This is a genomic window from Herminiimonas sp. CN (genome assembly GCF_000622895.1).
GTDB lineage: Bacteria > Pseudomonadota > Gammaproteobacteria > Burkholderiales > Burkholderiaceae_D > AVCC01.
This window is the reverse complement of record NZ_AVCC01000001.1, coordinates 41,763-66,707: the sequence shown is the minus strand read 5'-3', so window position 1 is coordinate 66,707 and position 24,945 is coordinate 41,763. Positions and strand designations below refer to the sequence as shown.

Sequence of the window (24,945 nt, the reverse complement as noted above, 5' to 3'; positions counted from 1 at the left end):
GGAGATCACTATGTCCGCTAACCAACACGACCAAACACAATCGAACGGCGCCGAGGCAATCGAGGCAGAAAAACCCCAGCACGCCGGATGGATATTCGCCAGTAACAAACCAGCCGGGCAGACGCTCTACTACCCTACCGAAAATCTGCGCGACGCTGAGCGCTACCGCGCAATACGTGCTCGATTCCTCGCCGAGACGGGCGGCGAGTTTAGCGCCGCCGAGTTCGACGCCCAGTGCGACGGATTTGCTCAGTCGGAAGGATGGGACGGTTAAGCCAAGAGCGAGGGGCGCTTCTAGCCCGTAACAACGGGCGGCACGGGCGGGACCCATCTTGGGAAGCGTCTCTCGCTGTTCGTTTCATCAGACCAAAGGAACCACGATATGTCAATCAAACCCGACCACTGGATACGCCACATGGCGCAGGACCAGATCATGATCAGCCCGTTCGAGGCAGGACAGAAACGGACAAAGGATGTACTAAGCAACGATAACGGCCTCGTCCGCATGGTCGAGGAGAAAATCATCTCCTACGGCACCTCCTCATACGGCTACGATGTACGTTGCGCCAACGAATTCAAGATATTCACCAACGTCAACAGCACGATCGTCGACCCGAAGAACTTCGACGACAAGTGCTTCGTCGACTTCACCGGCGATGTCTGCATCATTCCGCCCAACTCGTTCGTGTTGGCGCGTACCATCGAGCGCTTCAAGATACCGAGGGACGTACTGGTGGTGTGCCTGGGCAAGTCCACCTATGCGCGCTGCGGCATCGTCGTCAATGTGACACCGCTCGAGCCTGAATGGGAGGGCTACGTGACGCTGGAGTTCAGCAACACCACGCCGTTGCCGGCCAAGATATACGCCAACGAAGGCTGCGCCCAGATGCTGTTCTTCCAGAGCGACGAACAGTGTGATACCACTTACGCCGATCGCGGCGGCAAGTATCAGGGCCAGACCGGCGTAACGCTGCCAAGGAGCTGAGATGACCGGTCGCCTCAACAAACTCTGGCTGCAGTACCAACTGTTGTGGGCCGAGCGTTACGCAGTCATAGAGGCCCGAGCGGCGCTACAGGCTCGCGCTAACACAATCCATTACCAGATGAAGGCGAATAAATTGCGCCGACAGATCAGGGAACCGAGTAAGGCGTCATTATTTGACGCGATCTCTTAAAGTTTACTTGCAGTCTATCTACGATCTAATGTAGAGTACCGATCCTAGTGAGATGGGAAGCGTAGCTGGGTCCGCTTAATGATCCAGCACCAACAAGTAAGCGATCTTGTATCTACGGAGGTCACCTGGCACCGATAGCCAGGGACTAAACCGAAGAACGCTTACTTGTCGGTTTTGAATAGGCCGACAGGTGTTGGTGTTGTAAATACCAAGCAACAGGGAAGCTGCAATGCTTGCTTCGGGATTAGCGCCGAGGGAGCTTCCTTGTTGGTTAGGTAAGTAAAGACCGAATACGCAGCGGCATACCTCTGCTCCAAGCTGTCCGACACTTATCTGCCCAACACTTAATTTACTTAATCCCTCTTTATCCACAAGGAGTACCGTAATGCGCCCATCTCAACTCAAACCCGCCCTGCGCTTCCTCATGGCGCAAAAACGTGCCGTGTTTCTCTGGGGTCCTCCCGGCGTCGGCAAGTCCGATCTGGTCGAATCGATCGCCAAGGAAGACAAGCTGCAACTGGTCGACTTCCGCATGGCCCTGCGCGACCCGACCGACATCAAAGGCTTTCCGATGCCGGACGCCAAATCCAAGACCATGCAGTTCTATCGCGACGGCGAACTGCCGACCAAGGGCAAGGGCATCCTGTTTCTCGACGAGCTCAATTCGGCCGCGCCAGCCACCCAGGCTGCCGCGATGCAGCTGACCCTGACCGGCAAGATCGGCGACTACACCCTGCCAGCCGGCTGGAGCATTCTTGCGGCCGGCAATCGTGAGTCTGACCGCTCTGTCGTCAATCGTATGCCGGCCGCTCTAAGCAACCGCTTCGTCCACCTCGACATCGAGGTCAGCCTGGACGACTGGTCGGAGTGGGCGCTTGACAACGCCATGCCGACCGAGCTGATCAGCTTCATCCGCTTCCGCACCAATCTGCTGCACGCGCCGGATTACACCCAGCGCGCCTTTCCTACTCCGCGCAGCTGGGCCTTCGCGTCGCAGGTCATCGACTCCGGCCTGGACCGCGACACCGAGTTTGAGGTGCTGAAAGGTACGGTTGGCGAAGGCGCGGCCGCCGAGTTCTCTGCGTTCTTACGAGTCTACCGCGATCTACCATCAATCGATGAGATCATGCTGAACCCGGACAAGGTAGCGATCCCCGACGCGCCGGCCACGCTGTACGCCCTGAGTTCGGCGCTCGGCGCCAAGGTCAAGAAGGACACCTTCGACCGCATGATGCAGTACGTGGGCCGGATGCCGATCGAGTTCCAGGTCGTCACCGTGCGCGACGCCACACGCCAGGACAGAAGCATCAGCGAGACCAAGGCGTTCATCAAGTGGGGCATAACGAATAGCGCGGTCTGGGTGTGACGTGAGCGCGATCTGGAGGACCTTGGACGGTCAGCGGTTGGAGATCATCTGGATGGACAGCGTTCACTTGTACTACTCATGGATGATGACCGCCCGCAACGGTCAGCACAACTCCAGGCTGCGAGACGAACTCGAAGCGCGCGGGTTCGTTCCGAAAGATGTGCCCAAGCTACGCGAGACACCAGAGCAGTTGTGCTGGGTGCGGGCGATTATCGATAGTGTAGGCCCAAGCAGAGACCACTTTAAGCTGAGTCTCTTCTATAGAAACCCCGAGCGCTGGATTGCAGACGTAATGAACAGCACGGACCCGACAAATCTGAAGATCGTCGCATTCGCTTTGAAGTACAGGCTGACACGATGACCTGGTCTGTCAAAGAGCGGACGACCTGGTACGCCCTGTACGTAGACCCCAAAGCAGAGGGCCTGGAGTATTACTTCGATAACCAGAACGGCTACAAGCGCTGCCTGGAAGAAGCCAAAGCCGGCATACCCAGAGCCGAGAAGGTCTGGGCGATGTACGTAGAGAGGAGGATGACAGGATGAACGAGTCTGAAGAGAACCGCAAGTGGCAAGCATCCCGCGGCCATATCGTCTTTGACTCTACCGAACAGCAACGCGCCTGGGCCTCAACAGTCGAACAGTGCTACAAAATTACCAACGCGATGAAGCTCGAAGCCTCCGGCATGGTCAAGATCAAACACATGGCCGATGACGGCGACCCGCTGGCCCAGGCCATTATGCAGAGATTTATTGAACTCAGACTTAAAGGATAAAGAACATGAAACAGTTCGTAATCAACATATCCGAAACGCCGGCGGACAACACGTCTGGGCAACCCGTAATTCAGTTCTATAAAGGAAACTCCTGGGAAGCTGCCGGCCAGCTCGAACAAGGCTGTGATCACCATGAAAACCACTTCGGATGCTACTTAAAAACTCTCGCCGGTAAGAATCATCTGGCTGTAGATACCGTCGAGCATGCCGAAAAAATCATCGAAGCGTTGCAACTTGCCATTCAGGAAGGTTGGCTATTCACTCAGACCCAGATCGAAAAACACAAAGACCGCTCTACGGATACTCGCGGAACCCTCAAAAGAAGAATGGCTACAACCTCTAAAGGATAAAGAATATGGCAACCAAGAAAACACCGATAGTCCAACAAGCCGAAAACTTGAGCCCTACTACCCCGCAAATCCAAATTGTCGCCCTCGACCGCGGCTTCGTCTTCGTCGGTTACGTCACTCGTACCGAAACTGAAATGTACATCGACAAAGCCCGCTGCATTCGTAAGTGGGGCACCTCCGAGGGCCTCGGTCAACTCAAGGATGGCCCAGTCGCAGACACCGTGCTCGACGCCTCCTGCACTGTGCGCCCGCAGCTGAAAGCTGTGCTGTTCACCGTTGACTGCAACCAGTCCAAATGGACCTCATCCTTAAACTGACCCGCCGTCTGCTGGGCCTGACCGACGGCCGGCTGATGACTCTGGACGGCTCCGGCGACGGCGACGGCGACGGCTACGGCGACGGCTTCGGCTACGGCGACGGCTACGGCGACGGCCACGGCTACGGCTACGGCTACGGCGACGGCTCCGGCCACGGCTCCGGCCACGGCCACGGCTACGGCGACGGCTACGGCTACGGCGACGGCTACGGTGGTAATTAAATCAGGAGAAAGACATGCTGCAGAACCGAGCGATGATCGCGAACCTCAACATTCGCCAGTGGACGGCCCGCAAACATGACCGCGCAGTCTCACTCGAGGTTGATGCCACCCATAGCGCGCAGGACGGCGGACGTTACAACAAGCTACTGATCGACAAGTCCGCACTCGACCCGCTGGCCAAGCACGCCGGTCGCATCCGCGACTACCACTACACGATGACGCTGCCGTGGGGCGACAACGGCGACCGCCTGCTGCCGGCCAAGGCGTACATGGATTACACCGCAGCAATGCGCCAATTCAAAAGCGACAACGAGGCGCTGACCAAAATATTCGTCGTGGACTATCCACAGCTGGTGTCCGCTGCCCGCCAGCGCTTGGGTACCATGTACGATGCCCAGGACTATCCACCGGCTGACGACATCCAGTCACGCTTTGGGCTGAACGTCAGTTTCTTGCCGGTACCGGACGCCAAGGACTTCCGGGTCGATGTCGGCAACGAAGCGCTGGAAGAGATCAAGGCTAGTATCGACGCCACAGTAGCCGAGCGCCAGGCCGGCGCAGTCCGGGAGTGCTGGCAACGCCTATTTGATGTGGTCTCGAAGCTGGAGACCACGATGCTCAAGGACAAGCCAGTCTTTCGCGACAGTATCGTCGAGAATGTCACCGAGCTGGCCCTAATGCTGCCCAAGCTGAACATCACCAACAACAAGGAACTCAATGACGTCTGCATCCGCGTGATGCGCGACCTGCACGAACCGCCCGGTTGCCTGCGCCGGTCGTATCAGGCCCGCGCTCGCGTGGCGCAGGAAGCAGCAAGCATCCTGAGTACTATCTCCACACATCTGTGATGGGCGGAGAAGCCCTCGTCAAGGTCCAGTTATACCGCTTGGCGCTGCGAAACTTATGGCTTGATGACACCAGATGGAGTTCGAACAAAAACAAGTTCGACTCCTGGGACACCGATACCCAGCTCTGGTGGATCAAGCGGATAGAGGGGCACGCCGCCGACGGACCGCCGATGGCGGTGGAGCTGGTAATGAAGGCTTTGGAAATAAGGATGACGAAATGAACAACTACGAAATCAGGCAGCTCGCGATCGAGTTCTGGGCAGACGGCTCAGACAACGACATCGAGATTGATGACAACGCCGCAGTCCGCCCTAACGACGAAGGTGGCGCATGGGTCGCAGCCTGGGTCTATGTAAGGACAGGAAAAGAATCATGAACCAAGAAGCCGCAACCAAACTCACCCGCGCGCGAGCCACGCTGATCCTCGACCAGCCCTTCTTCGGCGCACTGGCTCTACGTCTGAAGCTGGCCGAAGATGCCTCCGTCAAGACCATGGCGGTCGACGGCAAGACCATCAGCTACAACCCGGCCTTTGTCAACGGCATCAGCGCCGGCTTGACCAAAGCGGTCATCGCCCATGAGGTCATGCACTGTGTGCTGGACCACATGTCTCGCCTGGGCGAACGCACCCACTCGCGCTGGAACCAAGCCGCGGACTATGCCATCAATCGGTTGCTGGAAGACGTCGGCTTCAAGTTCGAAGGTACCGCCCTGCTCAACCCGGCATTCAAGGACATGTCCGCTGACCACATCTACACCCTGCTGCCGGAACCTGACAAAGACGGCAATAACGGCCACGGCGCTCCGCTGGATGACATGCAGCCTGGCGAGCCCGATCCGGCAGCACAGACAGAAGCCACGCGCGAATGGAAAGTCGCCACGATCCAGGCCGCCAACGCCGCCAAGATGATGGGCAAGCTGCCCGGTGCGCTGGAGCGCTTCGTCGACGGCCTGCTGAAGCCTCAGGTCGACTGGAGGGAAGCACTACGCCGCTTCATCACCGAGCGCAGCAAGGACGACTATGCCTGGACCAAGCCGAACAAGGCGATGCTGGTGCATGGCGTCTACATGCCGTCGCTCTACAGCGAGAGCATGGGCGACATCGTGATCGGGGTCGACACCTCGGGCTCGATCGACCAGACCACGCTCGATGCGTTTTCCGCCGAGTGCGAATCCATCATTGCCGAGACCTTGCCGGCCAACGTCCACGTCGTCTACTGCGACGCCCAAGTCGCCGGTACCAAGACCTTCGCCCGCCACGACCCATTCAAGCTGGAAGCATGCGGCGGCGGCGGCACCGCGTTCAAGCCGGTATTCGACTGGGTTGAAGAGAACAGTATCCGGCCGGTGTGTCTGGTCTACCTGACAGACTTGTATGGCCCGACTGACTTCGACGTGCCGGACTACCCAACTCTGTGGTGCTGCACCAACGCACAGCAAGGGCCGTTCGGTGAAACAGTGGAGATTGAGGTATGAACCCGATTACCCGAGAAGACATCGAGCATGTAGTAGCCGAGAAGGACTGTAGCCTCATGCAGGCCAAGGAAATTCTGCGTAATAGACAACAACGAAAACAGGTAAGAGAGGCGCAGAACATCAGCGATTTAAAGGCTGTCTTATTTGCACCTTCTGGGGGAGAGATCATGAAAACGAAAACATCAGAATTGGTTGGCGCTGCTCTTGATTGGGCGGTGGCGAAGGCACTCGACACCGAACCCGGATGGGACGCTGTAAATAGTAAAGCGGTACTCCTACCCTACTCAACTGACTGGGCGTTAAGTGGGCCGCTCATTGAGCGTGAGGATATTTCTTTTCGCAAGTACCATCGTCCCGACAGTGCAGCGCACGGAACTTACTACGCCATGACTTGTAGAAAGTCTGGAGCAACGATTGTATGGCACAAAGACCGCTCTTTTCGAGGCCCCACACCCCTGATCGCCGCCATGCGTTGCTACGTTGCATCGAAACTCGGTGATGAAGTTGAGATACCGGAAGAACTGAATGGACCTCATCCTTAAACTGACCCGCCGTCTGCTGGGCCTGACCGACGGACGTCTAATCACCCTCGACGGCCACGGCGACGGCTACGGCGACGGCCACGGCCACGGCTACGGCCACGGCCACGGCCACGGCTACGGCGACGGCGACGGCCACGGCCACGGCTACGGCCACGGCCACGGCCACGGCCACGGCTACGGCCACGGCCACGGCTACGGCGACGGCGACGGCGACGGCGACGGCCACGGCGACGGCGGTAGTTAAATCAGGAGAAAGACATGAGTGAAGACATTGCTGAAGTCGAAGAGAAGACCGAGTTCACCTTCGACGAGCTGGATAACGCTGCCAAGAACAAAGCCAGAGATAAATGGCGCGAGCATGATCCGGAATATGAATGGTGGGAGTTCGTCTATGAAGATGCGGTGACGATTGGCAAGCTGATCGGCATCGAGGTCGGGCTGCAGCACAGCCGGCCACACAACGGCAAGTCCTACACGCAGCCCGACATCTCCTTCTCCGGGTTCTGGAGTCAGGGCGATGGCTGCTGTTATTCGGGCGATCTGTACATCACCCAGCTCAAGGGCTGCGTGACCCGGCTGCGGGAATATACCGGACGAGGCTGCACAGACGATCGTTTATTCTCTCTGGCTGCTGAGGGCGAGGCGCTGTACGACCTGATCACCCTGCGGCTGGTCACACTGCGGCTGACCGGCTATGTGATGGATGAGGATGAGGAGCAGGACGAAGTCCTGCAGGACTCCCGCATCATGATCAGCGGGGACGAGCGCGGATGCTACCGCACCAAAGTCGAACCCGGCTCCTGCCCGGAAGAAATCGAAGAAGCGATGAATGAATATGTCTCCTCCTTCGCCGACTGGATTTACAACCAGCTGGAGAAAGAGCACGACTGGCTCACCAGTGATGAATGCGTCGACGAAGCAATTGAAGCAAATGATTGCCTTTTTGACGCCCATGGGTCGATAATCTAATTTCGATCTATTTTAGAAAGTAGTAGACATGAAGATTATCCCGATCACCCAGTGGAGCATTTCCAAAGCCAAGACCTTCGGCCAGTGCAAGCTGCGAGCACAACTCCAGTACGGACAGAAAATCCCGGAGCCGGAGCGCCCGCTACCGCCCGGCAAGACCGAGCACGCCAATGATCGCGGCTCACGCATCCATGACGAAGCAGAGAACTACGTCAAGGGGCAAGGTCCGTTCGGCCGCGAGATGGGCAAGTTCCAAGCCGAGTTCGACTCTCTACAGAAGCTCTACAAAGACGGCATGGTCTCTACCGAAGGCGAGTGGGCCATGGATAGCAACTGGGAGCCGGTCGAGTGGCGCGCCAAGGAAGCCTGGCTACGCCTCAAACTCGACGCGATCGTCCATCTGTCTGAATACGAAGCGGTAATCATCGACTACAAATCCGGCAAGAAGTTCGGCAACGAAGTCAGCCATGCCGAACAGGTCCAGCTCTACCAGCTGGTGTCCTTTCTGCGTTACCCGAAGCTCGAACTGATCCACACCGAACTCTGGTACCTGGACGTCGATGACCTGACCCAGAACACCTTCACCCGCCAGCAGGGACTGCGATTCAAGCACAACTTCACCAAGAAGGGCTTCGCGATGACGGAATGCACCGAGTTCCCAGCTTCTCCGAACATTTTCAATTGCAAGTGGTGCCCATACGGTCCCAGCGGCACCGGCCACTGTGAACGGGGCGTGTGATGAACCGCTTCTCATCCGCCCTCGCCTCGGTCGGCAACCCGTCGCCCGATTTACTGATCCTGACACAGGGCTTACACAACGCAGTCATCGAATCTTGCCTATACGAGAAAGACCCACTCACTGACCCCGCGGTGCTGTTATTCAGCATGCAGGTGTCATTCGTAACCCACGCCGACTTCGCAACCCCGAACATGTACGACACGTTGGTTGAGTCGTGCCGGATCAACGCGACGTTACCGCGCGTCAGCCCAAGAGAGGTGCATTGATGGATTACAAACCGATGAAACACCAGACCTTCTCCCTGAAGGTCATGGACAAGTCCGACATCATCTTCGACATGAGCGACCCAGGTACGGGAAAAACATTTGTGCAGATCATGGCCTTTGCCAAGCGCCGCAAAAAGTCCGGTGGCTGCGCGATCGTCATCGCCCCCAAGTCCCTGCTGCGCTCCGCGTGGGAAGACGACTTCGGCAAGTTCGCGCCGCAGATCAGCTGCTCGGTCGCGTATGCGGAGAACCGCGAGAAGGCCTTCGCCGCCGACGCCGACGTCTACATCACCAATATCGACGCCGTCACCTGGCTGCTGAAGCAGAAGCCGGCCTTCTTCAAGAAGTTCGACACATTAATAGTTGACGAAGTATCAAGTTTTAAGCATCACACCAGCGCTCGCTCCAAGGCGCTCAACAAGATCAGAAAATATTTCAGGTATCGCAGCGTGATGTCCGGCACGCCCAACAGCAACACCATCTGCGACATCTGGAACCCGGTGCAAATCCTCGACGACGGCAAGCGCCTGGGCAGCCAGTTCTTCGGTTTCCGGGCCGCAGTGTGCGCGCCGGAGCAAGTCGGGCCGCTGCCGAACATGGTCAAGTGGGTCGACAAGGACGGCTCGGAAGAAGCGATCTACGGGCTGATCGCGGACATTACGATCCGTCACAAATTCGAGGACTGCATCGACATCCCTGCCACCCACAGCTACACGATGCAGTACCACTTGAGTGCCAAGCAGAAGAAGGCCTATCTGGAGATGGAGAAGACCCAGATCATGTCGCTCAAGGCCAATACCAAGGTAACGGCCATCAACGCCGCCGCCGTCACCACCAAACTACTGCAGATCGCGTCCGGCGCCGTGTATGAAAACGAGGACACGTATCACGTCGTTGACACCGGCCGTTACGAGCTGGTCCTCGACCTGGTCGAGGACCGCAAGCACCCTCTGGTGTTCTTCCTCTGGAAGCATCAAAGAGACGAACTGATCAAGCAGGCCGAGAAACGTGGACTGACCTACTGCGTGATGGACGGTAACGCCTCCGACCGCGAGCGCACCGACATGGTGAAACATTACCAGGCCGGATTCTATGACGTGATGTTCGCGCACCCGAAGTCCGCCGCGCATGGCCTGACCTTGACGCGCGGCTCGACCACGATCTGGGCCTCGCCGACCTACGACCTGGAGCACTTCAGCCAGGGCAACAAGCGCCAGGCGCGCGCCGGTCAGAAGGAAAAAACCGAAATCATCGTGATCCTTGCCGAGGGCACGATCGAACAGAAAGTCTACGCACGATTACTGGAGAAGGATTCAAAAATGACAAACTTACTGAGCTTGTTTGCGGAGGAGAAAGCGGCATGAAAACTACTACTTCCGCCAAGGTCGTTCTCGACAGCGTGTCGCCGACCGGTGCGCGCCTGACCACGCTGCAGCTAGTCTATCCGCGCTTCATTCACAGCGAGTTCATGACCCACCGCGTATTTTCCCGCAACGCCTCATCGTCCCGCGCCATCCCGGTCGCCAAGATGATTGAACAAGTGCGCAACGACCCGGCCATACCGATTCATTGGGGCAGCAATCAGCCGGGGATGCAGGCCGGTGTGGAACTGGTCGGAACCAAACTTGAAAGCGCGAAGCAGCTCTGGTCGGAGGCTGCGCGGCAGGCAGCCAACATCGCCGGCCCTATGGCTAACCTAGGCCTGCACAAACAGGTCGTCAACCGCATCCTCGAACCGTTCCAATGGATGCATACGATCGTCACCGCCACTGCCTGGGATAACTTCTTCAGGCTGCGACTGCACCCCGCTGCCGATCCGAATATCCACGAACTGGCACGGGCGATGAAGGAAGCGATGGACGCTTCGGTGCCGATCGAGCGCATCGGGCATGCCCCCTACATCTCCGGCGAGGAAATAAATGCTCTGCCCGAAGAGGACATCAGCCTAATTTCTGCGGCCCGTTGTGCCCGGGTCTCCTACCTGAATCACGACGGTTCGGCACCGAGCATCGACAAGGACATAGCGCTGGCTATCATGCTCAGGGACTGCGGCCATGCCTCGCCGTTCGAGCATGTCGCCTTTGCCGACGCTGAAAATGACATACAGCACGCGAACTTCCGCGGCTGGCAATCTTACCGCTGCCAAGAAGGGATTTGAGCCATGACTAAATTTACACCCACCTCGGCGATGACGCTCGACGAGATAAAGGCTCGTATCAGTCTGCTCTCTGACGAGATCGACGCAAACGAAGAAGAGACCTGGGGCATGCTGGACGAGATTAATCGACTGTACGCAGAAATCGATGCAAAGGAAAACAATGTCCTGGTCTAACGCCGTATCCGAGGCTACGCCGGAGCCCGCCTTTTCACGCCCGGCAGTCTTACGCTCTAAGATCGACTGGGCGCATCTCGTAGTGCTCGATTACGAGACCTACTGGGACGCCGATTACACGCTCAGGAAACTCAGTACTTCCGAATACATCCGCGACCCGCGTTTCAAGGCGCACATGGTCGGGATCAAGATCGGCAAGCGCAAGACCAAGGTAGTGCCGACGTCGAAGATCGCCGCCCTCCTCAAAACGATCGACTGGAAGACCCATGATCTCCTTTGCCATAACACTGCTTTTGACGGTTTTATACTTTCCCATCATCATGGTGTTGTTCCGCGAACTTACTATGACACGCTTTCGATGGCGCGCGGCCTTCATAGCAATGATATTGGCGCTTCTCTCGACGAAGTCGCTCAGTATTATGGGGTAGGCAACAAAATCCCAGACGTACTGGAGCAGAGCAAGGGCGTGCAGAACCTGCCTAAGCAGCTCTACAAGGACATGGCCGAGTACTGCGCGATGGACGTCGAGCTGACCCTGCTGATTTTTGAAAAGATGCTGGAGGTCTACCCCGCTTCCGAGCTAAAGCTGATTGACATGACGATCCGCATGTTCTGCGACCCGGTGCTGAAAGTCGACATCCCGAGGGTCGAGGTCGAGCTGGCGCGCGAGATCAAGTACCGCGAAGACCTGATGAGCAACATCGTCGACGTCACCCAGTACCCGGAGAAGGAACTGCTCAAGACCAGGCCGGAGCGTGAGTTGGAAGGTAAGGAGCGCCTGATGCTGATGGTCAAGCGCGTCATCGGCAGCAATGAGCGTTTCGCCGACCTGCTGCGCGCCGAGGGCATCGAGCCACCGACCAAGATCAGCCCAGCCTGGATGAAGAAGCCGGCAGCCGAGCGCGATGACGCCGACAAGTACTCGTATGCGTTCGCCAAGGACGACGCCGACTTCATCAATCTGCCCGAGATGCACGAGGAGTGGGCGAGCGACCTTAACCTCAACCACAAGAAAGACATCGCCAAGCTGGCCCTGCGCCAGGAGCGCATCCGCAATCTAGTCGACTGTCGGCTGGCGGTGAAGTCCACTACCAACGTCACACGCGCTGAGCGGTTCCTGAAAGCCGGGGCAGACGGCATGCCGCTGCCGGTCGGGTACGCCTACTATCGCGCGCACACCGGTCGCATGGGCGGCAACAACAAGATGAACATGCAGAACCTGACCCGAGGCGGCGAGCTGCGCCTGTCGATTCTGGCGCCGAAAGGCCATGTCCTGGTGGTCGGCGACTCCGGCCAGATCGAGTGCCGGGTCAACGGCTGGCTGTGGGGGCAGGACGACTTGATGCAAGCGTTCGTAGCCGCAGACGCCGGCACCGGGCGCGACGCGTACTGCAATTTCGCCGATCACGTCTACGGCAGGGAGATCACCAAGGACGACAAGATGGAGCGCTTCGTCGGCAAAGTCTGCGTTCTGGGCCTCGGCTTCCAGATGGGCGCACCCAAGTTCCAGATCACCCTGGCCAAGGGCGCACTGGGCGGCCCGCCGGTGTTCTTCGACCTCGATCGCTGCAAGACGATCGTCAACACCTACCGCCGCAAGAACTGGAAGATCGTCGCTGGTTGGGAAATCTGCAAGGGCGTCATCGAAGACATGGCCGCCGGCCGGGAAGGCTCGCACGGTCCGCTCAGCTGGGAGAAGGAGCGCATCTGGCTGCCCAACGGCATGTGCCTGAAATACCCGGACTTGAAAAAGAAGATCGGCGACAAGGGCTGGGACGAATGGTCGTATCAGTCGAAGGACATGCGCAAGAAAATCTACGGCGGGCTGCTGTGCGAGAACATCGTACAGGCGTTGGCCCGGATCGTAGTCATGGAACAGATGCTGGCTGCGGGTGCGAAGCGCCGCGTGGTGATGACGACCCATGACGAAGTCGTCCTATGCGTGCGTAAGGCCTCGGCCGAAGCAGCGTACCGCGAGTTGATCAAAGCCATGCGCACTCCACTGCCATGGTGCCCGGACCTGCCCCTCAATTCCGAGGGGGGCTTCGCTGAGAATTATTCCAAATAACTTTTAACCCATAAGGAACGACATGAAATTAAGTAAAGCACTCCGCGCAGAAATCCTCGGCAATGTACTCGCGGCAACGACATTTAAAACGGACAAGGAAGATATCGAGCGCGAAATGAGCGCCCTGGTACGCAAGCTCATGGATGCGAAAATACCGGATGAGTTTAAAGCCCTTACCACCGGTGCCCCGAGAGAATGGTTCCAGGGGACAGCTCGCGTAAATGTAAACAGTAAACACGCTATCGAAAATGCGTTCAACCGCGAGCGCCTAGACGGACGGCATATGTGGGACGGCACGACGCAGTTCGAATGCCTTGTCACCCCAGCCATCTTCGACTGCAACCTGACTGCTCAGGACTACGAACTGATCTTGCCAATCTACCAGCGCGCCGAAAAACTCGCCGAAGCGCACTGGGCGCTAGAGGACGAGATGACGGCGTTCCTGCGCTCCTGCACCACCACCGAACGGCTGCTGGAGCGCATGCCGGAGCTGGAGCCGCACATCCCGAAGATCACCCGGGATTACCCGATCGTGGCATCGACTGAGAACCTGCTGTCACAGTTGCTGGCTGCCGGGTTCAAGGTGCAGCCAGCTACGCACGCTTAGTACTCAGTCCGCTTAATCCGCTTAATCCCAAGGAGAACCATCATGGCATGGAACCACCAGCGCTGTGAAGACGCACTCAAGACCGCGCGCAATCGGTCTGTAGGCAAGCCGGTTGGCAACAATACCCGGGTTATGGACCGTGGCGATCATCTGGCGGTTCGGCACTTCGACACCGACATCGTGCGCTTCTACCCAGACGGCACGATGCAGATATGCACCGGCTGGACCTCCAACACCACGCTGGCGCGGATCATGGAGTTCACCGGCAAATATGTCGGCAGCCGTACCTTACCTTCGTTCAATGGACGCCGGCCAAGCAAAGAGCGGGCTTTCGCCATCGACGGCGTGGTGTTCAACGGTGTCGGCGGATACCTGAAGTATGGCCCGGACGGCAAGATCGACCTGGCCTCCGTCAAGGGTATCGACCTCGACGTTATCACCAACCCGAAAGCGGCGTCATCTGCGGCGCGCAGAGCCAAGTTGCTGGCAACCCAGGTGCTGCTGCGGACCAAGCTGGGCATGTCCATGCACGGGCGTAGCGAGTATTGGCTGCGCGCCAACCTCGACGTCCCGCTGGATGAAGTCGACTACACCGACGCTCCGGCCAAAGTCGATGTTTCCGGCAACCCGATGTGGTTCGCCCGAATGATCGGTGCCGTCAGATCAATCCAATTCAAGGAGTTTGCTTGACCACCGCTCTACTATCTACTACGATCTACATCGTATCTATTTACGATTCATAACATAAAGGAGTACAATCATGACAGTCGTTGCACTGCGGCCCGCCGCCAAAACCCTGACCCTCGGCAAAGCTATCGATACACTATGGGAGCTGCGCGAAATCAAGCGTGCCAAGGAGGCTGAGATCAAAGAGATCGAAGGGAAGATTGCCGCCGCTGAGTCTACACTCTTCGAAAGACTCGATGCAGAAGAGACCGATGCCGGCAAGGGTAAGTCCGCCAGCGTCAGCATCACCAGCGCCACCAGTTTCAACATCACCGACTTCGATGCATTTGCGAAGTACGTCGCTAAGACCAAGTACTTCCACTTGTTCCAGCGACGGGTTTCAGAAGTAGCTGCTCGAGAAATCTTCGAGTCCAAAGGGCAGCTTCCCGGCCTCACGGCCTTTGTAAAACGGCGTATCAACCTGAGAAGTTTGGCTGTCAAGGCTTAATCCTCAATCCCCTCAATCCCTCAGTCTGAAAGAACATCATGGCCACAAAGAAACCAGCAGGAACCGCAGTCGCAGTCAAGAAAACCACTGCCGGCAACATCGTCGACATCCGCGCGCTGCTCGCCAAGGAGGTCACCGACATGGCATCGCGCGTCGGCGCCCCCGGCGGCGACAGTATCAAGGTCACCCAGGACAAGAAGTTCGAGTTCCCGGATGGCACCAAGTCGGCCGGCCCGATCAAGCTGGTGATCGTCGACTTCGTGTCGGCCAACAGCTTCTACGAGGGCGCCTACGATCCGAATAACATCTCGCCGCCGGCCTGCTTCTCGATCGGCTCCAACCCGACCCAGATGGTGCCGAGCGAGAACAGTCCGGTGAAACAAGCATCCGCATGCGGCGCATGCCCGATGAACCAGTTCGGTTCGGCCGGCAACGGCAAGGCCTGCAAGAACTCCCGCGTGCTGGCCGTACTGCCTCCCGGCGCCACAGCTGACACACCGTTATGGATTCTAAAGGTATCGCCGACGGCGTTGAAAGCGTTCGACGCCTACGTCACCTCGGTAGTGCGTTCATTCCAGCTGCCGCCGGTCTCGGTGGTGACGGAAGTCTCGTTCGACGAGTCGCTGACTTACGCCTCGCTGCGTTTCGGCAACCCGGAACCAAACGAAGACCTGGAAGTCTGCTTCGCCCGTAAGGAGGAAGCGATGACCCGACTGAAGACCGAACCGGACGTATCGCAGTTCGAGTCGGCGCCGCCGAAAAAAGCAACTGCCCCGGCGCGTCGTCGGTAACTCCGATCTATTCTCTAAATATAGATCAAGCCGTTCTACATTAGAACTTTTCTTTTTAGCAACTGCGGAGTAGTATCCGTAACGGAGTAAAAGATGGCGATTCGCAGCTGGTACGTAGGTCAAGCACTTGCTTCCGTCAGTAAACTGAACAATGTTCTGTCTGAGCTGACTGAGGAAGAAATCCTGGCCTGCCTCGATCTCGAATCGCAATCTTCGCGTCGCAAATCGATCGTAGACCGTCTTATCTCAAGAGCCGCCCGGCTCAACGAGCTCTGGTACGTGTCGACGCTCAACGAAAAATACCGTGCATCCCGCACACAAACCGAAAATTAAAGGAAACATCATGGCACGCACCCAATCGAAAATCCTGTCCCAGTCCGAAATCAAGGCCGTCAAGATCGCCGCCTCTTCTGCACTGAAGGACGCCAAGACCGCACACAAGAACGCAATCGCTGCGGTCACCGCAGCGGATAAAACACATGCATCTGCGACCAAAGCTGCCGCCAAGGCTCATGAGGACACCATCAAAGCGTATATGAAAGAACACGCTGCTGCTGTCAAAGCCCATGCCGTTACCGTCAAGGAACTCAACAAGGCCGTCACCGCCGCTGAGAAAGCCGTCGCCGCCGCGGAGAAGGCGATACCGGCCGCCGCCAACGACGCACAAGCGCAAGCAGCCGCATAAGACTGAAACATCTCCGTTCGTAGTGCATCACGAGTCCCTGCCCTGCAGGGACTCTTTTCGCGAGGAAAGCAATGAGTAAAGCAGTCAAGTATCCGGCAATCATGTTCGACCTTGAAACCTTGGGCACTCGCGCCGACGCGGTAATCTTAAGCATCGGCGCAGTCAAGTTCAACCCAGATACAGGAAAAATTGGCGACGATGCGTTCTATGCGTCGGTCTCGATCGACAGTAACACCGAGGCGGGCCGGCACATCAGCGAGGACGCCCTGCTGTGGTGGTTCAAGCAATCAGCCGAAGCGCAACAAGTATTCCGCGAACCGAAAGTTGTCCTCGGTGTCGCGCTGGACGATCTCGCGGCATGGATCGACCACGAGGATTATCAGGTCTGGAGTAACGGCGCTGACTTCGACATCCCGATGCTGGCGCATGCGTACTCCACGCACGGCCTGATCGTGCCGTGGAAGTTCTACAACACCAACTGCTACCGCACGTTCAAGAAACTGCCGTTCGCCAAGAACGCGGCAAAACTGACGAACGCGCTCAAACACAATGCACTGACCGACGCCATTCATCAGGCACAGCAGCTGCATGAATATTACAAAACCATGAAGGAGGCAGCATGAAACTTTATCAAACCGCCGGAGAGAACGGCGATGTCCATGCACGCTGGGCCGGCTCCCAGGCGGATGCCAGCAAGCAGCGTGTAGCGCTGAAGAAAGAAGGTTACCGCAATGTTCAGACCGCTGAACATGACGTTCCGACCGACAAGGCCGGTTTGCTGGGATGGCTGAATGAGAACGGGGTGGTGGTATGAATCTGAAGCAATGGTTAAGTGCGCCGGGCAACACCGCGGCGAAGTTGAGCCGGGTCACCGGGCTGACGCCGCCGATGATCAGTAAGATGCTGCATGGGAGTGTGGCAGTCAGCATCAAGTCTGCTCTGGTTCTCGACAAGGGTACTGCCGGTGAAATCAAGGCAGAGGAAGCGTGCCCGGGCGAAGCCGAGCTGATCGCACATTTGCGGGGTGCGACATGAGCGGTATCGACACCACCCTGGCCGAACGCGGCGCCCGCTACGGCGAGTTTGACGGCCATGCCCACATCACCCAGGGGCTGAAAGACGTCATGGCCAACAGCCCAAGCTCGAACTGGGCCAAGTTGCGGCGCGACCAGAAGGAAGCGCTGGAGATGGTCGTCCACAAGATCGGCCGCATCCTCAACGGCGATCCAGACTACATCGACAGCTGGACCGATATCATCGGCTATGCCCGGCTGGTCGAAACCGACTTGATCCGGCGGGAAGCGGCGAACCAGCCCGAACGACAGCCCGAGGCGCAGAGCCCGAAGGAAGACATCTTTTACGAGACGGGCACGCCCATCGGCATGCTCCTTATCGACGAGACTGTGCTGGCGTCGTTCCTGAAGGCTCCGCGGTAGATGGCTGCCAAACCGGAGACGACTTTCTACGCCGGGGTCCACAAGCATCTCCCTGCCGACCTCCACCGGGAAAAGATGCACAACCCTTATCGCGGGGGAACATGGGACTTCTGGTTCTCCGGTCTGGCAGACCTCTGGGTCGAGTACAAGTTCGTGGTGCTGCCCAAGCGCGACTCTACGCCGGTCGATGTCACTCTGTCCGATCTGCAAAAAGATTGGGGCGGAGGCAGGCACTTCGAAGGCCGTAACCTGGCCGTCATCGTGGGCTGTAAGGAAGGCGGGGTCATACTCGAAAACCTCGCCTGGGAACGTCCTCTCTCTTGCGCCGATTTTAAGAAACAGCTTAGATCGCGTGTAGAGATAGCACGATGGATCGCTCACACCACAGGAGGACCGCCATGACATTAGAGCCACTATTTACCACAGCGCGAGTCGTAACAGCGACATATCGCATTATTTCCACCACCCTGCTGTTATATTACCTGACCAAGCGAATAAATAATGGACGAGAAGTATCTAGAAATAGCAGACGCGCTGATGAACTCTATAATAGAGGCAGGGATTAACGGCGCACGTAGCCGTCAAAAACGCCCTGATGATTTCGACGGCGACTGTTCTTGCGGGGCGGCCATCCCTACTGACCGGGTCGACGCAGGTTATTACAACTGCGTGCCCTGCCAAGAACGTATTGAAAAACACGACAAACATTACCGGGGGTGATAAAACCCCCATATAAGGGGGTTTTATGAGCAAGACAGAATCAGGGCTTTACAGGTTGATTGAAGAGTTGTTGAAGGAAGGTGATCGGCCCCTAACCTGTGTCGACTTGTACGACAAAGAGGATGTGCGCAAGCTCGCCGCCAGCGCCAACCGGGTGTCGGACTACCTGGGGAATCTGTGGCGTAGGGGCAAGGTTACGCGGAGCCCATTTCAGGCTCCGCATGGCTCCAACGACAGCTCACGCTGGGCCTACTCGTGGCGCAATAGGGACGCTGCAGAAAACGCGGGAGGTTTCGCCGAAGCAGTACAGACCATTTATAACGCGCAGACCGGCGGTCGGCGCAGGGCAATACTCGACAAACCCAACATTTTGATCACGGACGACGGCGGCACGATCACCATCGACCTGCCGAGCCTGATGATCACGATCAAGACAAAGTAGAACGACATGAACGATACTCCCCCTCGCCTGCTCCCCCTCACGGACTGGGCCGAGAGTCTGCTCGGCAAGCATGCCCCCTGCGCGAACACTCTGCGTAGATGGGCCAGGGAGGGTCGTATCACTCCACAACCTGTCAAGTACGGCAAGTTGTATTTCGTGGAGCGGAGCGCCAAGTATCAAGGAGATTGATATGAGCAGCGAACGTAGTGCCCGGCGCAAAGGCTTCCCGCCCAACCTCTACCTGGATAATAAGGGCTACTTCTCCTACCGCAATCCGCAGAGCGGTAAGCGCAAAGGGGTCGGCACCGACAAGGCTGCCGCGTTCCGCGAAGCGCGCGCCGCCAATGCAGTGCTGGCCAACATGACGCCCTCGACCCTGGCTACCTGGGTTACTGGCGTGCAGCATCTTACGTTAGCGGAATGGGCGCCGCAGTACAAAGTAAAGTGGGCCGAGAAAACGAACCCGTCTGTCGCGACCCTGCGCAGCGCCACTTACTACTTGAGACGCATCACTGAGGCCAGCTTCGCCTGGATGGCGGTCAGGGACATCACTACCGCGCATGTCGCGGTGTTTCTCACCGACATCGAAAAAGACAGCGGCCCGGGCGCAGCCACCAGCATGCGCGCACGCATGTCGGATATGTTCCGCATGGCAGAAACGCTGGGCATGATCGAGGTCGGCAAGAACCCGATCGCGCCAACGTACGTGCCGGACCGCACGGTATTACGCGAACGCTTGTCGCTGGAGCAATATCTTGCCATCAGGGCGAAGGCCCCTTCCTGGGTCGTCAACGCCATGGACTTGGCACTCATGACAGCACAACGCCGCGAGGATATCTGCGAGGCCAAATTCGCTGACCTGCGAGACGGTTATCTGTATGTGATTCAAGGCAAATCCCAAGGCAAGGTCCGGCTGCAGCAGGATGCCTCGATCCGGCTCGACGCGGTCGGCATGTCGATCGCCGACGCAGTACGGCAATGCCGCGACCGCATCGTCAGTCCGTTCATGATCCATCACACGGTCTTGAGGCCCGCAGCTAAACCGGGTGACGCTGTCTCACTGAACGGTCTGACGGATGCTTTCAAACGCGCCCGCATCGCCGCCGGCATCGGGGCGGGCGAAGGACGCACTCCGCCATCGTTCCACGAAATCCGCAGTCTGTCCGAAAGGTTATACAAGGAGCAATACGGTGCGGCGTTCGCGCAGTCCATGTTGGGGCATAAAAACGCCAACATGACAGCCACTTATGATGACTTGCGTGGCTCCGGGTGGCAGGTTATTTCGGCCGTAAAATGAGCCTGGCCATTACTAATCTATTACTAAAATTTTCAGAATTTTTCGGAAACCCGCGTAAACAAAGGGCTGCAGCCTGTCTGTGTGTTTGCTGTAGATAACACTACGAAAGCCTTTAAAAACGTGAACTGAATAACTGCTTATTATACCTTGTAAGTCAAGCGCTTATTTTGGCTTTGCTGCGGCCCGACACGGGATGGATGGGTTTAGCGCAAGCAAGACACGAAAGGGCTTCACCGAGATATATGCGCCGCAAGATGGCTGCAAGCAGTGCCGGCGCAAGCATGCACTCCTTGCCTCGTTTTTTCGTGTCTTTGGCGGGATGTGCTTTTGGATATTGCACGCCGGCGCCAGCCGCATTTCACATACTCCATCCTATTTTGCAAAAATATGCCAATTTTCACGCATATTCATTGCGACATTAAAATATACTAATTGCAGTATATTAAGACAGCAGATTCGGATAGGCAGAAAGCGTGAGCTGAAACGCGCTTGCATCCGACGCCAGATGCGCGTGGCCACCCACCGGCAGCGTCAGCTTGTCGGCCACGTGGCCGAAAGGCAGGCCGGTCAGTACCGGGATCGTCAGTTGCGAACGGATGAAGGCCAGCATCGCATTGAAATCGTAGCCGCGGTCGTAGTCGGTGACGCGGTAGCCGGAAAAATCGCCCAGCAGGATCGCCCTCTGCTGCGCCAAAACGCCGGCGTGCAGCAGTTGCAGCAGCATGCGCTCGATCCGGTACGGATGTTCGTTGATGTCCTCGATGAACAGGATGCCGTTCCTGATCTGCGGAAAATACGGCGTACCGAGCAGATGGTTCAGGATCGTCAGGTTGCCGCCCCACAGGGTGCCGCCGACATCCACCGCCGGGTTGCCGGCCGCCGGCACCGTGATCCGATGCGTGTCCGACTCCAGGCAATCCCAGAAATGCCGGAGGGTGAATGCGCTGGCATCCTCGCGGCCGAAATCGCTGCACAGCATCGGGCCGGCGAAGCTGACCGCGCCGGCCTGTGCCAGCAAGGCCATCTGCAGCACGGTGAAGTCGCTGTGGCCGACGAACAGTTTGCCGCTGGCGGCCAGTTGCGCCAGATCCAGCGCCGGCAGCAGGCGCGACAAGCCGTAGCCGCCGCGCACGGCCATGACGATCTGCACGTCGGGGTTAGCGGCGGCAGCGTGCAATTGCGCCTGGCAGGACGCCGGCGTGCCGCCGAAGCGCTGATAGCTGGCAGCCGGCTCATAATAGTTGTGAATCCGGCAGCCTTGCGCCTGCAGCAGCGCAATACCGCGCGCAAGCACGCAGTCGTCGGGCGGATAACCGCTCGGCGCGACGATGGCAACGCCGATGTTGCGGCCTGCGGGAAGAATATTTGCCGTCATTGGATTCCCAAGGACTGATTTTGCTGCATCCGGCGGCGCTCTGCAAAAAAATCCTTCAGCAGCGTGCTGCACTCCTGCGCCAGCACGCCACCGACCACTGCGGTGTGGTGATTCAACTGCTGTTGCGCGAACAGGTCGATGATCGAGCCGCAAGCGCCGGTTTTCGGGTCGGTCGTACCATAAATGACGCGCGACAAGCGCGCATGCATCATCGCTCCTGCGCACATCGCGCACGGCTCCAGCGTCACGTACAAATCGCAACCGGGCAGCCGGTAATTGCCCAGTACCTGCGCTGCCGCCCGCAAGGCCATGATTTCCGCATGGGCGGTCGGGTCGTGCGCGCCTATCGGCTGATTGCAGCCGACCGCCACGATCCTGCCATCCCTGACCAGCACTGCGCCGACCGGCACTTCGCCCAGATCCCAGGCTTTTTGCGCCTGCTCCAGCGCCTGCGCCATGAAGAACGCATCATCCATTGCATTAGCCGCCGGCATCGACTTCAGCCCAGCAATTGGGCGTTTCATACAGCGTGATCTTACTCAGGGACAAACCGGTGCCGTATCTGTCCTTGTATACCTCTTTCAGAATGTCGAAAGCGGCCCGGGCCAGATTCTCGACCGTCGGGATCCGCTCCAGCACCACGGTCTTGTGTTCCGGCATGCTGTCGAGAAATTCTCGTACCGCGCCATCGCCGCGATATACCAGGAAAGCATGGTCCCACAGATCGACCAGATGGGTCTTGGCCAGCGCCTTGATATCGGAAAAATCCATGATCATGCCGTTGTCCGATTGCCCCTCCTCCTCGATCACCGCGCCGACCAGCGTAATGAGCAGGGTATAGCGATGCCCGTGCAGGTTGCGGCATTGGCTTTTGTGGTCGGGAATGCGATGACCGGCATCGAATTCCAGCTTGCGGGTAATTGTCAACATGATGTGTATTTCATCTTATTTCTGCAGGATCAGGGAATCTGCAACAGTTTATGGGTCTGTATGCTCAGCTTCCACTGCGGATCGCGCTTGCAGGTCTCGATCGCCAGCCGGGTATGAGCGGCAACGTCCGGTCCATCCATCGGCTGCACGAAAAAATGTTCGAAATCGAGCGCCGCATAGTCGGCCAGATTCTGGCCGTCCTGCGGGATCACGACCTTGATCTCGCTGCCTTTCCGCACCGCCAGCGGCGCACCCATTTTCGGACTCACGCAAATCCAGTCCACCCCGGCCGGCACCGCAATGGTGCCGTTGGTCTCGATCGCGATGGCAAATCCGTGGGCGTGCATGCTGGCAATCAGCGCGTCATCGAGCTGCAGCAGCGGTTCGCCACCGGTAAAGACCACGTATTTATGGGCTGATCCAGCCTGCGGCCACAGGCTGTCGATGGTGCACGCCAGGGTCTCGCTGTCGACAAACTTGCCGCCTCGCTCGCCATCGGTACCGACAAACTCGGTATCGCAGAAGCGGCATACGGCGCCGGCGCGATCGGCCTCGCGCCCCGACCACAGGTTGCAGCCGCTGAAGCGGCAAAACACCGCCGGCCGCCCGGCGTGCGCACCCTCGCCTTGCAAGGTATAAAAAATTTCTTTGATGCTGTAAGTCACTGCGATGTGTAAACCGGAGAAAGGGAAATGGCTGCGCTACTAGCGGGATCAGGCCCAGAAACGGAAATTCCGCACTGCGGCACGAATTGTAGCGCGCCGCTGCGGTTTGCGCCAAAAGCAAGGACGATGGCCGCACCAGGCGGCGCATTGTCCTACGCAGAATCACAACAAACATCCCGCAAACATCATCCTAAAAATACGCCATTGCACGCATTTTAAACGGCACTCCGCTGGCGCCGTCAGTCCGACAAATAGAGCGCACTCAGAAAAACCCGGGCTCCGGCAGTCTTTCGGATTATCCGACGAGACTTTAGAAGTTCCAGTCCGACAGCCTGCCAGAAGCCTCAGTTGTACCGGTAGCGCTCTCGCCCAAATGGCGAATGCCTTAAATTCAACAATTATAAATTAAATCAATAGCTTATCTATTACTATTAGCGGTTGGCTGGAGTTTCCAGGATTATTGATTGATGGAAAAAACTTCCGCCTGATCCGTCCGGCTTTGGGACGGCAAGTTACACGGCGGGGCAATCCAACACATGCACTCCCGCTCAGACAGCCAACGGCGCGAGCAATGCCGACTCTACCAGCACATCAACGCCCGCTGCCGGCATGATCGCCCGCGCCGGAATCTCGCTGCCGGCACGCCATTCGGCCACCGCCCGGCGCTTGGAAGCGCCGCTGACCAGAAATACCACATGCCGCGCACGGCTTAACCGCGCAGCACTCAGCGATACGCGCTGCGGCGGCGGCTGCGGCGCATTGAACACCGCCAGCGTGTCCGGCGACCCGGCCCGCACACCCCACTCATGCTCCGCAAACAGGCTCGCCGTGTGGCCGTCCTGCCCAAGCCCGAGCAACACCAAATCGAAGATACCCACTGTTCGCAGCGTTTCCGCGTACAGTTTGGCTGCTTGCAATGCACCCAATTCAGCCGGTATCGCATGCAACTGAAGGGGAGAAATCGGCACCCGACTCAGCCAGACTTCCGCGGCCATGCGTGAGTTACGCGCAGAGTCGGTCGACGGCAGGCAGCGTTCATCACCGAAATAGATGTGCCACGCTGACCAATCGGTTTGGGCTACACATAAGTTGCGATAAATTTCACGCGGCGTGTTGCCGCCGGCAAGCACAAGATGAAATTGACCACGTTCATGAATAGCTTGTGCCGCGCTGCCAAGAATGATTTTGGTTGCCGCTTGTTGCAACTGCCGCTCATCTGAAAATTCATGCCAGCGGCACAGGCCTATGTCGGCAGAAGGCATCAGCCGGCGCGTGCTATCCACCATGCTTTCGCACGCCGGGATAATCACGCCGGAAGCCGAAGGAACGATTTTATCTTTCATTTTTTCAGCGGATCAAGACCCATCACTGATGCATCCAA

Annotated in this window: 41 protein-coding genes; 36 read left to right on the top strand and 5 right to left on the bottom strand. The window is 57.8% G+C overall.

Annotation, left to right across the window (positions count from 1 at the left end):
- Positions 1 to 10 precede the first annotated feature (10 nt).
- The 36 genes from HMCN_RS0100345 (at position 11) to HMCN_RS0100170 (ending at position 20,594) form a co-directional block, all read left to right on the top strand.
- Positions 11 to 274, top strand: coding sequence for a hypothetical protein (locus tag HMCN_RS0100345; RefSeq protein WP_025915498.1), 264 nt, complete (start codon positions 11 to 13; stop codon positions 272 to 274).
- Between the two features lie 108 nt (positions 275 to 382).
- Entirely contained in the window at positions 383 to 985 is a 603-nt protein-coding gene (gene dcd / locus HMCN_RS0100340; protein ID WP_025915497.1) for a dCTP deaminase, read from the top strand.
- 575 nt (positions 986 to 1,560) lie between these two features.
- Entirely contained in the window at positions 1,561 to 2,541 is a 981-nt protein-coding gene (locus HMCN_RS0100330; protein ID WP_025915495.1) for an AAA family ATPase, read from the top strand.
- Between the two features lie 357 nt (positions 2,542 to 2,898).
- A complete protein-coding gene (locus tag HMCN_RS0100320; protein WP_025915493.1) occupies positions 2,899 to 3,084 on the top strand; it encodes a hypothetical protein in 186 nt (61 codons plus the stop codon).
- The gene (locus tag HMCN_RS0100315) at positions 3,081 to 3,314 is read left to right on the top strand and encodes a hypothetical protein (protein ID WP_025915492.1); all 234 of its coding nucleotides are present in this window, start codon (positions 3,081 to 3,083) and stop codon (positions 3,312 to 3,314) included. The genes HMCN_RS0100320 and HMCN_RS0100315 overlap by 4 nt, the downstream gene beginning before the upstream one ends.
- Positions 3,315 to 3,319: 5 nt before the next feature.
- Positions 3,320 to 3,664, top strand: coding sequence for a hypothetical protein (locus tag HMCN_RS0100310; protein WP_025915491.1), 345 nt, complete (start codon positions 3,320 to 3,322; stop codon positions 3,662 to 3,664).
- Positions 3,665 to 3,669: 5 nt separating this feature from the next.
- The gene (locus HMCN_RS18980; RefSeq protein ID WP_025915490.1) at positions 3,670 to 3,981 is read left to right on the top strand and encodes a hypothetical protein; all 312 of its coding nucleotides are present in this window, start codon (positions 3,670 to 3,672) and stop codon (positions 3,979 to 3,981) included.
- Complete coding sequence (locus tag HMCN_RS19610) at positions 3,960 to 4,202, top strand: hypothetical protein (protein ID WP_025915489.1); 243 nt, start codon at positions 3,960 to 3,962, stop codon at positions 4,200 to 4,202. Before HMCN_RS18980 ends, HMCN_RS19610 begins: the two co-directional genes overlap by 22 nt.
- Positions 4,203 to 4,216: 14 nt before the next feature.
- Positions 4,217 to 5,050 carry a hypothetical protein gene (locus HMCN_RS0100295; RefSeq protein WP_025915488.1) on the top strand — a complete coding sequence of 278 codons (834 nt, stop codon included), beginning with the start codon at positions 4,217 to 4,219 and terminating at the stop codon, positions 5,048 to 5,050.
- Positions 5,050 to 5,271, top strand: a complete 222-nt coding sequence (locus tag HMCN_RS0100290; protein WP_025915487.1) for a hypothetical protein — start codon at positions 5,050 to 5,052, stop codon at positions 5,269 to 5,271. Before HMCN_RS0100295 ends, HMCN_RS0100290 begins: the two co-directional genes overlap by 1 nt.
- Positions 5,268 to 5,426 (top strand): hypothetical protein, encoded by a 159-nt coding sequence (locus tag HMCN_RS18970; RefSeq protein ID WP_155837275.1) that lies wholly within the window; start codon positions 5,268 to 5,270, stop codon positions 5,424 to 5,426. Before HMCN_RS0100290 ends, HMCN_RS18970 begins: the two co-directional genes overlap by 4 nt.
- Positions 5,423 to 6,526, top strand: coding sequence for a VWA-like domain-containing protein (locus tag HMCN_RS18075; RefSeq protein ID WP_025915486.1), 1,104 nt, complete (start codon positions 5,423 to 5,425; stop codon positions 6,524 to 6,526). Before HMCN_RS18970 ends, HMCN_RS18075 begins: the two co-directional genes overlap by 4 nt.
- Positions 6,523 to 7,068, top strand: a complete 546-nt coding sequence (locus tag HMCN_RS18070) for a phage protein NinX family protein (RefSeq protein ID WP_025915485.1) — start codon at positions 6,523 to 6,525, stop codon at positions 7,066 to 7,068. Before HMCN_RS18075 ends, HMCN_RS18070 begins: the two co-directional genes overlap by 4 nt.
- Positions 7,052 to 7,312 (top strand): hypothetical protein, encoded by a 261-nt coding sequence (locus tag HMCN_RS19605; RefSeq protein WP_025915484.1) that lies wholly within the window; start codon positions 7,052 to 7,054, stop codon positions 7,310 to 7,312. The genes HMCN_RS18070 and HMCN_RS19605 overlap by 17 nt, the downstream gene beginning before the upstream one ends.
- A 14-nt stretch (positions 7,313 to 7,326) precedes the next feature.
- Positions 7,327 to 8,037 (top strand): hypothetical protein, encoded by a 711-nt coding sequence (locus HMCN_RS0100265; protein WP_025915483.1) that lies wholly within the window; start codon positions 7,327 to 7,329, stop codon positions 8,035 to 8,037.
- A 28-nt stretch (positions 8,038 to 8,065) separates the two neighbouring features.
- A complete protein-coding gene (locus HMCN_RS16955) occupies positions 8,066 to 8,776 on the top strand; it encodes a PD-(D/E)XK nuclease family protein (protein WP_025915482.1) in 711 nt (236 codons plus the stop codon).
- Entirely contained in the window at positions 8,776 to 9,042 is a 267-nt protein-coding gene (locus tag HMCN_RS0100255) for a hypothetical protein (RefSeq protein WP_025915481.1), read from the top strand. Before HMCN_RS16955 ends, HMCN_RS0100255 begins: the two co-directional genes overlap by 1 nt.
- Positions 9,042 to 10,406: a DEAD/DEAH box helicase gene (locus HMCN_RS0100250; protein WP_025915480.1), complete on the top strand. Its 1,365-nt coding sequence runs from the start codon at positions 9,042 to 9,044 to the stop codon at positions 10,404 to 10,406. The genes HMCN_RS0100255 and HMCN_RS0100250 overlap by 1 nt, the downstream gene beginning before the upstream one ends.
- Entirely contained in the window at positions 10,403 to 11,200 is a 798-nt protein-coding gene (locus tag HMCN_RS0100245) for an FAD-dependent thymidylate synthase (protein ID WP_025915479.1), read from the top strand. The genes HMCN_RS0100250 and HMCN_RS0100245 overlap by 4 nt, the downstream gene beginning before the upstream one ends.
- Before the next feature lie 3 nt (positions 11,201 to 11,203).
- Positions 11,204 to 11,374, top strand: coding sequence for a hypothetical protein (locus HMCN_RS18965; protein ID WP_155837271.1), 171 nt, complete (start codon positions 11,204 to 11,206; stop codon positions 11,372 to 11,374).
- Positions 11,346 to 13,442, top strand: a complete 2,097-nt coding sequence (locus HMCN_RS0100235; RefSeq protein WP_081801346.1) for a hypothetical protein — start codon at positions 11,346 to 11,348, stop codon at positions 13,440 to 13,442. The genes HMCN_RS18965 and HMCN_RS0100235 overlap by 29 nt, the downstream gene beginning before the upstream one ends.
- 22 nt (positions 13,443 to 13,464) lie before the next feature.
- Complete coding sequence (locus HMCN_RS0100230; protein WP_025915477.1) at positions 13,465 to 14,049, top strand: Nmad5 family putative nucleotide modification protein; 585 nt, start codon at positions 13,465 to 13,467, stop codon at positions 14,047 to 14,049.
- Between the two features lie 42 nt (positions 14,050 to 14,091).
- On the top strand, positions 14,092 to 14,739 hold the full coding sequence (locus tag HMCN_RS0100225; protein ID WP_025915476.1) for a hypothetical protein: 648 nt from the start codon (positions 14,092 to 14,094) through the stop codon (positions 14,737 to 14,739).
- Positions 14,740 to 14,809: 70 nt separating this feature from the next.
- The gene (locus HMCN_RS0100220; protein WP_025915475.1) at positions 14,810 to 15,223 is read left to right on the top strand and encodes a hypothetical protein; all 414 of its coding nucleotides are present in this window, start codon (positions 14,810 to 14,812) and stop codon (positions 15,221 to 15,223) included.
- Positions 15,224 to 15,261: 38 nt separating this feature from the next.
- Positions 15,262 to 16,014: a hypothetical protein gene (locus tag HMCN_RS0100215; protein ID WP_025915474.1), complete on the top strand. Its 753-nt coding sequence runs from the start codon at positions 15,262 to 15,264 to the stop codon at positions 16,012 to 16,014.
- Between the two features lie 93 nt (positions 16,015 to 16,107).
- Positions 16,108 to 16,347 (top strand): hypothetical protein, encoded by a 240-nt coding sequence (locus HMCN_RS18960; protein WP_025915473.1) that lies wholly within the window; start codon positions 16,108 to 16,110, stop codon positions 16,345 to 16,347.
- Positions 16,348 to 16,357: 10 nt separating this feature from the next.
- Complete coding sequence (locus HMCN_RS0100205) at positions 16,358 to 16,699, top strand: hypothetical protein (protein WP_025915472.1); 342 nt, start codon at positions 16,358 to 16,360, stop codon at positions 16,697 to 16,699.
- Between the two features lie 71 nt (positions 16,700 to 16,770).
- Complete coding sequence (locus HMCN_RS0100200; RefSeq protein WP_025915471.1) at positions 16,771 to 17,322, top strand: 3'-5' exonuclease; 552 nt, start codon at positions 16,771 to 16,773, stop codon at positions 17,320 to 17,322.
- Positions 17,319 to 17,513 (top strand): hypothetical protein, encoded by a 195-nt coding sequence (locus HMCN_RS0100195; RefSeq protein WP_025915470.1) that lies wholly within the window; start codon positions 17,319 to 17,321, stop codon positions 17,511 to 17,513. Before HMCN_RS0100200 ends, HMCN_RS0100195 begins: the two co-directional genes overlap by 4 nt.
- Positions 17,510 to 17,734, top strand: coding sequence for a transcriptional regulator (locus HMCN_RS0100190; protein WP_025915469.1), 225 nt, complete (start codon positions 17,510 to 17,512; stop codon positions 17,732 to 17,734). The genes HMCN_RS0100195 and HMCN_RS0100190 overlap by 4 nt, the downstream gene beginning before the upstream one ends.
- Positions 17,731 to 18,135 carry a hypothetical protein gene (locus tag HMCN_RS19600; RefSeq protein WP_025915468.1) on the top strand — a complete coding sequence of 135 codons (405 nt, stop codon included), beginning with the start codon at positions 17,731 to 17,733 and terminating at the stop codon, positions 18,133 to 18,135. Before HMCN_RS0100190 ends, HMCN_RS19600 begins: the two co-directional genes overlap by 4 nt.
- A complete protein-coding gene (locus tag HMCN_RS0100180) occupies positions 18,136 to 18,537 on the top strand; it encodes a hypothetical protein (protein ID WP_025915467.1) in 402 nt (133 codons plus the stop codon).
- Positions 18,538 to 18,636: 99 nt separating this feature from the next.
- On the top strand, positions 18,637 to 18,855 hold the full coding sequence (locus HMCN_RS18955; protein ID WP_155837269.1) for a TraR/DksA family transcriptional regulator: 219 nt from the start codon (positions 18,637 to 18,639) through the stop codon (positions 18,853 to 18,855).
- 25 nt (positions 18,856 to 18,880) lie between these two features.
- Complete coding sequence (locus HMCN_RS0100175; RefSeq protein WP_025915466.1) at positions 18,881 to 19,297, top strand: hypothetical protein; 417 nt, start codon at positions 18,881 to 18,883, stop codon at positions 19,295 to 19,297.
- Positions 19,298 to 19,303: 6 nt separating this feature from the next.
- Positions 19,304 to 19,486, top strand: a complete 183-nt coding sequence (locus HMCN_RS16945; RefSeq protein WP_035625107.1) for an excisionase — start codon at positions 19,304 to 19,306, stop codon at positions 19,484 to 19,486.
- Position 19,487: 1 nt separating this feature from the next.
- Entirely contained in the window at positions 19,488 to 20,594 is a 1,107-nt protein-coding gene (locus tag HMCN_RS0100170) for a tyrosine-type recombinase/integrase (RefSeq protein ID WP_025915465.1), read from the top strand.
- Positions 20,595 to 21,036: 442 nt separating this feature from the next.
- Here the strand turns inward: HMCN_RS0100170 and ldcA are convergent, their stop codons facing one another.
- The 5 genes from ldcA to pgl all read right to left on the bottom strand — a co-directional run bounded on the left by ldcA (position 21,037) and on the right by pgl (position 24,907).
- On the bottom strand, positions 21,037 to 21,969 hold the full coding sequence (gene ldcA / locus HMCN_RS0100165) for a muramoyltetrapeptide carboxypeptidase (RefSeq protein WP_025915464.1): 933 nt from the start codon (positions 21,967 to 21,969) through the stop codon (positions 21,037 to 21,039).
- Positions 21,966 to 22,445 carry a tRNA adenosine(34) deaminase TadA gene (gene tadA, locus HMCN_RS0100160; protein ID WP_025915463.1) on the bottom strand — a complete coding sequence of 160 codons (480 nt, stop codon included), beginning with the start codon at positions 22,443 to 22,445 and terminating at the stop codon, positions 21,966 to 21,968. Before tadA ends, ldcA begins: the two co-directional genes overlap by 4 nt.
- A gap of 4 nt (positions 22,446 to 22,449) precedes the next feature.
- Complete coding sequence (queD, locus tag HMCN_RS0100155) at positions 22,450 to 22,899, bottom strand: 6-carboxytetrahydropterin synthase QueD (RefSeq protein ID WP_025915462.1); 450 nt, start codon at positions 22,897 to 22,899, stop codon at positions 22,450 to 22,452.
- A gap of 29 nt (positions 22,900 to 22,928) precedes the next feature.
- The gene (queE, locus tag HMCN_RS0100150; protein WP_025915461.1) at positions 22,929 to 23,564 is read right to left on the bottom strand and encodes a 7-carboxy-7-deazaguanine synthase; all 636 of its coding nucleotides are present in this window, start codon (positions 23,562 to 23,564) and stop codon (positions 22,929 to 22,931) included.
- A gap of 548 nt (positions 23,565 to 24,112) precedes the next feature.
- On the bottom strand, positions 24,113 to 24,907 hold the full coding sequence (gene pgl / locus HMCN_RS0100145) for a 6-phosphogluconolactonase (protein WP_202962629.1): 795 nt from the start codon (positions 24,905 to 24,907) through the stop codon (positions 24,113 to 24,115).
- Between the last annotated feature and the right edge of the window lie 38 nt (positions 24,908 to 24,945).